Source organism: Hansschlegelia zhihuaiae (genome assembly GCF_004103825.1).
GTDB classification, from domain to species: Bacteria; Pseudomonadota; Alphaproteobacteria; order Rhizobiales; family Methylopilaceae; genus Methylopila; species Methylopila zhihuaiae.
Genome location: NZ_RYFI01000048.1, coordinates 1 through 1,655, shown reverse-complemented (window position 1 = coordinate 1,655; position 1,655 = coordinate 1). Strand labels below are relative to the sequence as shown.

Here is a 1,655-nt window from a genome sequence, read left to right as displayed (position 1 = left end):
CCGCCGGAGCCGAGCAGCGCCTGGCGGAAGGCGTCCTCGGCGCGGTCGCCCAGGACGAGGGCGAGAACCATCGGGGCGAGCGGGAAGCCGAGCTTCTTGAACACATAGCCCACCACCCCGAAGACCAGCATCAGCCAGATGTCGAAGATCGAGTTGCCGACCGTGTAGGCCCCGATCGCGCACACGATCAGGATCACCGGCGCCACGATCGCGAACGGGATGCGCATGATCGCGGCGAACAGCGGCACCGTCGCGAGCACGATGACCAGCCCCGCGATGTTGCCGAGATACATCGAGGCGATCAGGCCCCAGACGAAGTCCTTCTGCTCTACGAACAAAGTCGGGCCGGGCTGCAGCCCCCAGACCATCAGCCCGCCGAGCAGGACGGCCGCGGTCGCCGAGCCCGGGATGCCGAGCGCGAGCATCGGCAGCAGCGCCGAGGTGCCGGCGGCGTGCGCCGCGGTCTCGGGCGCGAGCACGCCCTCGACCTCGCCCTCGCCGAACTTCGGCCCGCGCCGCGAGAACCGCTTGGCGAGCCCGTAGCCCATGAACGAGGCCGCGATCGCGCCGCCCGGCGTCACCCCCATCCACATCCCGACGACCGCCGAGCGCACCAGCGTCAGCCAGTATCTCGGCAGTTGGCCCCACGTCTTCAGCACCACCTTCAGGTCGATGTTCGACCGCTTGCCCTTGAAGGCGAGGCCCTCCTCCACCGTCAGCAGGATCTCGCTCACCCCGAACAGGCCGATCACCACGACCAGGAAGTCGAAGCCGCGCATCAGCTCGGCGACGTCGAAGGTCATCCGCATGTCGCCCGAGATCGTGTCCATGCCGGCCGAGGCCAGCAGGAAGCCGATGCACAGCGACACCAGGATCTTGACGCGGTTCTCGCGCCCCATGCCGATGAACGAGCAGAAGGTCAGCAAAAACACCGCGAAGAACTCGGCCGGGCCGAACCTCAGCGCGAACTTGGCGACCAGCGGGGCCACGAAGGTGATCAGCAGCACGCCCGACAGCGCGCCGATGAACGAGGCCGTGAAGGCCGCGGTCAACGCCTCGCCGGCCCTCCCCTGTTGCGCCATCGGGTAGCCGTCGAAGGTGGTGGCGACCGACCAGGCCTCGCCCGGGATGTTGAACAGGATCGAGGTGATGGCGCCGCCGAACAGCGCCCCCCAATAGATCGACGACAGCAGGATGATGGCCGAGGTCGGGTCCATGCCGAAGGTCAGCGGCAGCAGGATCGCGACCCCGTTCGGGCCGCCCAATCCCGGCAGCACCCCGACCACGATGCCGAGCAGCACGCCGACGATCATGAAGCCGACATTGTGCCAGGAGAGCGCGACCTCGAAGCCGGCCAGAAGCGAGGAGAGATCGTCCATGGGCTTCTCTCCTCAGTAGCCGAACACGGCCTCGAGCGGCCCCTTGGGGAGCGGCACGAGGAACTGCTTCTCGAACACCCAGAAGGCCGCGAGCGGAACCAGCGTCGAGGTCAGGATCACCGAGAGCCAACGCGCGCCGCCGACCAGCGGCATGAAGACGAGCGTGAACAGCGCCGACGCCACATAGATCCCGAGCGGCTCGATCAGCGCGACGAACCCCGCGAGCGGGACGAACACCTTGGCCACCATCGCAAGCTGCGCCCAGGTGACCAGCAC

At 68.0% G+C, this 1,655-nt stretch carries 2 protein-coding genes; both read right to left on the bottom strand.

Going from position 1 to position 1,655, the window contains the following annotated elements; all coding sequences use genetic code 11:
• A partial coding sequence (locus tag EK403_RS22000; protein ID WP_128779589.1) for a tripartite tricarboxylate transporter permease occupies positions 1 to 1,379 on the bottom strand: 1,379 nt, incomplete at its 3' end.
• A gap of 12 nt (positions 1,380 to 1,391) precedes the next feature.
• On the bottom strand, positions 1,392 to 1,655 hold a 264-nt coding region (locus tag EK403_RS21995), incomplete at its 5' end, for a tripartite tricarboxylate transporter TctB family protein (RefSeq protein ID WP_164919732.1).